Origin of the sequence: Corallococcus llansteffanensis (genome assembly GCF_003612055.1) — a bacterium.
GTDB classification, from domain to species: Bacteria; Myxococcota; Myxococcia; order Myxococcales; family Myxococcaceae; genus Corallococcus; species Corallococcus llansteffanensis.
Genome location: NZ_RAWB01000044.1, coordinates 21,715 through 28,203 on the forward strand (window position 1 = coordinate 21,715; position 6,489 = coordinate 28,203).

Annotated in this window: 5 protein-coding genes; 2 read left to right on the top strand and 3 right to left on the bottom strand. The window is 70.5% G+C overall.

The genetic code is table 11. From position 1 onward, the window contains the following. Genes D7V93_RS06720 through D7V93_RS06730 form a run of 3 tightly spaced genes read right to left on the bottom strand, consistent with a single transcriptional unit; the run spans nt 1 to nt 3,676 of the window. Nucleotides 1–858, bottom strand: coding sequence for an ROK family protein (locus D7V93_RS06720; protein ID WP_120642580.1), 858 nt, complete (start codon nt 856–858; stop codon nt 1–3). Then, a complete protein-coding gene (locus tag D7V93_RS06725; RefSeq protein WP_120642581.1) occupies nt 855–2,048 on the bottom strand; it encodes a glycosyltransferase in 1,194 nt (397 codons plus the stop codon). Before D7V93_RS06725 ends, D7V93_RS06720 begins: the two co-directional genes overlap by 4 nt. Then, the gene (locus D7V93_RS06730; protein WP_120642582.1) at nt 2,033–3,676 is read right to left on the bottom strand and encodes an asparagine synthase-related protein; all 1,644 of its coding nucleotides are present in this window, start codon (nt 3,674–3,676) and stop codon (nt 2,033–2,035) included. The genes D7V93_RS06725 and D7V93_RS06730 overlap by 16 nt, the downstream gene beginning before the upstream one ends. A 289-nt stretch (nt 3,677–3,965) precedes the next feature. Here D7V93_RS06730 and D7V93_RS06735 point away from each other — a divergent pair, with 289 nt between their 5' ends. Together D7V93_RS06735 and D7V93_RS06740 are read left to right on the top strand one after the other, a co-directional pair. Continuing rightward, the gene (locus tag D7V93_RS06735; protein ID WP_120642583.1) at nt 3,966–5,903 is read left to right on the top strand and encodes a RecQ family ATP-dependent DNA helicase; all 1,938 of its coding nucleotides are present in this window, start codon (nt 3,966–3,968) and stop codon (nt 5,901–5,903) included. A 10-nt stretch (nt 5,904–5,913) separates the two neighbouring features. Continuing rightward, a partial coding sequence (locus D7V93_RS06740; protein ID WP_120642585.1) for a radical SAM protein occupies nt 5,914–6,489 on the top strand: 576 nt, incomplete at its 3' end.

Genomic DNA, 6,489 nt, shown 5'->3' on the forward strand with positions numbered 1-6,489 from the left:
TCAACCGCGTTCGAGCAGGGCGCCTCCAGGCCCGAAGCCCAGGGATAGGCACAGCACCTTGGGGCCCGTGACCCGAACGTCGTGCCGCGCGGATTCGGCCGCCAGCTCCGCGTCGTTGAGCACGAGCACCGGTCCTCCGGTTCGTGGCAGGCCGGCGCGGGCGAGGATGTCCGGGATGAGTGAGGCCGCGCCTTCGAAGCCGTAGGTGCAGCCACCTGGCGTCAGGTCTTCATCCAGCGGACACGGCAGCGCGAGGCAGAGCGCGTCCGGCGCGGTCCGTGCGTCCTCCGCGAGGAACGTGCTCAAGGCGCCCGCGATGAACGCCACGGTGTCCCGGATGTGGTGGCCGTCCTCGGGTCTTGGCTGCCCGATGAACAGGGGCGGCAAGGCGGACAGGTCCCGTTCGAAGACGCGCGTTGATCCGGGCCGTGCGCACTTGATGCTGGTCTGCCCCACGTCCACGCAGACGGGGGCGCTGAAGCCCAGGGCCTCCAGCAGGCGCAGGCCCGCGTGCACGGGTGCGAAGCGTGGCGTCGGTGCGAGGTACACCGGGCAGGGCAGGGGGGCTGTGGCTTGCTTCAACGCGGCCTGGAAACCATCCAGCTCCGCCAGCCCTCCGCTCAGGTACGCGGCATCCGGTGCGTGTCGCTCCACCAGGAGTTCGAGCGCCGCGGCCAGCGGTGGCATCAGGCGCTTGGTGAGCGTGGTGCCGGCGACTCCCGCGCGCCGGTCCTCCTCTACCCACGGTGAGCCCAGCAGCTCCCACAGCTCGCGGCCGAACACGGGGAGGTTCCACACCTCCAGCGGAGTGATGCCTGGCGGGTGATGCCTGCGCGGACTCCAGCGCACGGACGTCACGCGACGAGTCCGGCGATGCGTTCAGCGGCGGTCCTGGCCCCATCGTGGGCCCGGTAGGACCGGGAGATCTCCGCCACGCGCTCACGCATCGGTGACGCGGGAGCGAGGAGCCGGGCGATGGCGTCGCGACACGTCTCCACCGTGAGGCGGCGTGGATCCCTCGCGAGCCCCGCTCCGGACTTCTCCAGGAAGTGCGCCTGCACCGGCTGGTCGTTGCACACCGGCAGCAGCAACATCGGCACGCCCGCCGTCATCGCTTCCATCACCGAGTTCGCGCCGCCGTGGGAGATGAACGCAGCCGCACGCTCCAGCAGTTGCCGCTGCGGCGTGTACGGCACCGCCACCACGTCACCGGGCAGCGTGTTCGGGAAGTCCGTGTCGGCCAGCTCCCCCGCGCACAACACCAGCGTCACGCCGAGCGGTCGCGCCGCCTCCGCGATGAGGCGGAACAGCTCCGGCTGATATGAAATCTGGCTGCCGAAGGACACGTACAGCACGGGCTTGTCGCCCAGGCGCTCCCACGGGAAGGACACCTCGTCGCCTCGGGGCTCGGGTGGAATCGAGGGGCCGACGAGCAGCGTGTTCGGGGGCACTCCCGCGTCCGGGCCCAGGAAAGCCTCGGTGGCGAAGATGATGTTGAGCCGGGGCGACAGGCACTCGCAGGTGCGGAAGCGCGCGTCGAAGCCGTGGCTCCGGAACAACGCCTGCCGGTCCTCCGCGAGCGCCCGCACGTTGCGCAGCAGGGGAATCTCCGGCCGGGGCTCCAGCAGCGTGAGCGCGGAGGAGACGCCCGCCCACGGGATGCCTTCGGTGTGCGCCGCGAGCACCGCCGCGTACTGCATCCCATCCAGGGTCATGACGTCGGGACGGAAGGCGCGCACCACCTCACGCACCGGCTCCAGGAGCGCGGGGGCGGTGTCCAACAGCAGGCCCCGGATCCACTTACCCAGGGCCACGTCATCCAACACCAGCTTCGCCAGGGCTTCGCCTCCCGTCTCGATGCCTGGGGGCTCGGCTTCGCGGTGGGGCAGGTGCAGCACCTCCACGCCCAGGCCGTCGAGCTGCGGTGTGGGCTCGGGGATGCACAGCCAACCGACGGTGTGTCCCAGGCGGCGCAGCCATTGGGCCACACCGACCATCGGGTTGAGGTGGCCCTTCTCGGGCGAGGTGGCGATCAGGACTCGGGACATGATGGGGGCGCCTCGGTGTGGGCCTGGAGCATGGCCAGGGACACGAGGCGCATCAACAATCGATCCATCACCCCCGCGAGCGCGTCCTCGGGTGACAGGCGCGTGTAGCGCTCCAGCAGCTTCGACACGGCCTGGGAGTCGATGACCTGGAGCGGCTCCAGGCGCGCGGGGGACAGCCAGGCGCGGTACAGCTCCAACCAGCGCGTCCGCACCGGACTGGAGAGCGCGGTGTGTCCATACCGGGGCGTCTTGCGTGCGAGGCGCACCTCGTCGGGCACGAGGGAGCGAACGGCGTGCCGGAACAGCCACTTGCCAAACCCGTCCCGCAGCAGCACGGACTCCGGCAACGCGAGGGCCGCCTCCGCGAAGCCCGCGTCCAGGTAGGGCGTGCGGACCGTGAGGCCCTGGGCGCGGGCGCCCCTCAATTCGGGCGGGAGGATGAGCTCCCGCAGGACCCACTCCGCGTAGCGGAGCTCTTCGGAGACGGGCCCATCCTCCGGCGTCAGATCCCAGGGAGGGGGCAGCGCCGCGAGCACGGCCCCCAGGTTGTCCACAGGGGGGGAGGGCAGGGCGTGATCGCTGTTCACGCCCTCGGAAACACCCCTCAAGTTGTCCACAGGCTGCTGCGCGCCGCGCGGGCTCACGGGTTGATCGCAACCGCCGGTTTCAGAGGGGGCGGGGCCGGTTTCCCCTGCGGGTGGCACCGCGTGGGGAGCTGGCCTCTGATCGCCACCGGGGGCCCCGTGCGCAGGCGTTCCTAGGTTGTCCACAGCCCCCCTGAGGGCTCCGGCGGCTTCTTCATGATCGCGCGCGCCGCCTCGGAACGACGCCCTCAAGTTGTCCACAGCCGCTGGCGTGCCGTGTTCCGAGACGGCCTTCGTGCGCGCCTGGCCCTCGCGCTGATGGCGCGCGCCGTCCCGGGACGCCTCCCTCAGGGCATCCACGACTGCTGGCGCGTCGGGCCTCAGGACCTCCACGGCCAGGGCCCGGTCCTCATCCACACGGGCCTTCGCGGAGGTCATCGCGCCAGGCGTGCCCCGGAGCACTTCGTCCGCGCCCGCGCCGCTCAGGAGGACGGGGCCCGCGCCCAGCCGGTGGGCCTCCAGGTAGAACGCGAAGCTCGCCACGGCGCGGGCGTTGAGGATGACGGTCTGGTTGGCGATGACCGCTCGCTCGAAGAGGTCCGGGAGCACGGCGTCGGGGATGCGCACGTCCATCAACTCCGCACCCGTGACCCGTGCCATCCGCTGCGCGTTGCTCCGCTCCGTCGTGTCCGCGAAGTGAACATCCATGGTCCACGCGCGCACCTTCCCGGGCGCATGGCGCGCGGCCATCGCGCAGAGGGCCGCGCTGTCCACTCCGCCGCTCAAGCTCACGTCGTGCGTGCCCGCCTCCACGTGGGCCCGCACGGTGTCGGACCAGACGGCCAGCAGCCGCTGGGCGAGCGTGTCCTCGTCTTCATGCACGCACGCCTCCCGAACCCTTCGCGGCAGTGTCACGACGAGCCCCGATCCCAGCAGCGCGTGGGTCGCGCGTGCGTGGCACAGCAGGTCGGCCACCGCTCGGGCGGACAGGCCTCGCGCGGGCGTCCTTGCCTGGGGCGTCGCGGCGGGAGTCCGGGTCGGCATGACGGCGGCATCATAAGGGCCGACGTCACGCTCATGTAGAGTCGCGCTCCTCGGGGCAGTTCAAGCAGCCGTCTCACCGTGCAGGGGAACGCTCGTAGTGCAGCGCACGCCCAGGTGGCCGAGGGAGGCGCCGCGCGGTACTTCCAAGATGGCAACCGCGAGCGGTGGCGCGAATGCACCGACGTGATGCCGGAAGGTGCTTTCGTCGCGGGCGCAGTGGCGCGTCACGGAGTGATGCTGTTCAGCGCGGCAGGGACCACGTTTCACGTTGAGCAGGGGAGGGCGGGACATGCGGGAGGATGCGGTGGACGTCGTGTTGCGGGAGCGCTTCGGGCTGGAGTCCTTCCGGCCCGGACAGCGCGAGGTGCTCACGGCGCTGTTGAAGCCCGAAGGCTCCGCGCTCGCGGTGTTCCCCACCGGCGGCGGCAAGTCGCTGTGCTACCAGCTCCCCGCGCTGCTCCTCGACGGACTCACCGTGGTGGTGTCACCGCTCATCGCGTTGATGAAGGATCAGATCGACGCCCTCGGCCGCAAGGGCATCCGCGCGGCGCGGCTGGATTCGTCGCTGTCGCTGGAGGAGTCGCGCGCGGTGACGGAGTCCCTGCGGGACGGGACGCTCAAGCTGCTCTACGTCGCCCCGGAGCGCTTCAACAACGAGCGCTTCATGGGCCTGCTGCGCGAGCTGCGGATCTCCCTGTTCGCGGTGGATGAAGCGCACTGCGTCTCCGAGTGGGGCCACAACTTCCGGCCGGACTACCTCAAGCTCGCGCAGGCGGCGCGGACGCTGGAGGCCGAGCGCATCCTGGCGCTCACCGCCACCGCGACGCCGCAGGTCGTGCACGACATCTGCGAGGGCTTCAACATCCCGGAAGAGAACGCGGTCGTCACCGGCTTCTACCGCGGCAACCTCACGCTGGAGACGACGCCCACGGGCGTGGAGATGCGCGACGCGCTGCTGGTGGAGCGGCTGAAGTCACGGCCCCCCGGCTCCACCATCGTCTACGTCACGCTGCAGAAGACCGCCGAGCGCATCGCGGCGCTCCTGTCCGCCGAAGGGCTGCCCGCGAGCGCCTACCACGCAGGCCTGGAGTCAGAGGACCGCGCGCGGGTGCAGGAAGCGTGGACGGCCTCCGCGAAGGACATCGTCGTGGCGACCATCGCGTTCGGGATGGGCATCGACAAGGCGGACGTGCGCGCGGTGTACCACTACAACCTGCCCAAGGGCCTGGAGAGCTACAGCCAGGAGATCGGCCGAGCGGGACGGGACGGCAAGCTGTCGGTGGTGGAGCTGCTGGTGTGCCCGGACGACGTGCCCACGCTGGAGAACTTCGCGCTCGGGGACACGCCGCTGCCGGAGGCGCTGGAGGGCCTGGTGACGGGGCTGCTGTCCGCCGGGCCCGAACTGCACCTGGACCTGTACGCACTGGGCAACCGTCACGACCTGCGGTCATTGGTGCTGCGCACGGCGCTGACCTACCTGGAACTGGAGGGCGTGCTGCGCCAGGGCACGCCGTTCTACGCGGGCTACAAGGTTCAGCCGACAGCGTCGCTGGAAGCGCTCATCGGGAAGTTCCAGGGCGAGCGCGCCCAGTTCGTGAAGGACCTGTTCGCGCACGCGAAGAAGGGACGCACCTGGTACACGTTCGACCCGGAAGAAGTGTCCAAGGCGCTGGGCCAGCCGCGGGACCGGGTGATCAAGGCGCTCGACTACTTCCAGGAGCAGGGCTACGCGGAGACGCAAGTGGCCGAGCCCCGCCAGCGCTACACGCGGCTGCGCGAGCGCGAGGACGCGAAGGCGCTCGTGGCCCTGTTGCAGGAGCGCTTCCAGAAACGCGAGGCGCAGGAGGTGGCGCGGGTGCGGGAGGTGCTCCAACTCGTCACGCATGACGGCTGTCAGAGCAATGCGCTGGTGGCCCACTTCGGTGAGCACCGGGACAAGCCGTGCGGACACTGCACGTTCTGCCGCACCGGCGTGGCCCGCGTGCTGCCGCCCCCGCATCCCCGTCCGGACCTGCGCGAACAGTTGGACGCGGCCACGTTCCGCTCCCTCGTCACGAAGCACCCGGAGGCGCTGGGACATCCGAGGCAGGCGGCGCGGTTCCTCTGCGGCCTGAGCAGCCCCGCGCTGTCGAAGGCGAAGCTCAGCGGGCACAAGCTCTTCGGCACCCTGACCGAGTGGCCCTTCGCGGAGGTGCTCGCGTTCTGTGAAGAGCGCCCCGGGCGCTAGGATGCACCCCGTGCGCTACGAGCTTCACGACAGCCGCGTCCTCACCTGGTCCCTGGAGGCGCACGTCACCACGCATTGCAACCTGCGCTGCGTTCAGTGCTGTCCGCTGTCGCCGCACCTTCCCGCGTGGGCCGTGGCTCCGGAGGCACTCGGCGAGGACCTACGGCGGCTGGCCCTCGTGCTCAAGCCCAACGTCTTCAAGCTCACCGGCGGCGAGCCCTTCCTCCACCCGGACCTGCCCGCCGTGCTCGACACCGTGCGCGCCTCCGGCATCTCCGAACAGGTGTCCATCACCACCAACGGCTTCCTCGCCCAGAGCGCTCCCGACGCCGTCTATGAGCGGCTCGACCGGATGACCCTGTCCGTCTACACCTCCGCGCCCCTGCCCGAGCGCTCCATCACCCGCATCACCGAGCGCTGTGAACGACACGGTGTCCACCTCACCGTGAAGCACATCGACGCCTTCCAGCGCATCACCCCGGACGCACCCCTCGCCTCCGACGCCGACGTGCAGGACGTCTTCGCGAAGTGCTGGCTCAAGCAGCGCTGCCACCTCGTCTACAGGGGCCGCTTCTTCACCTGCACC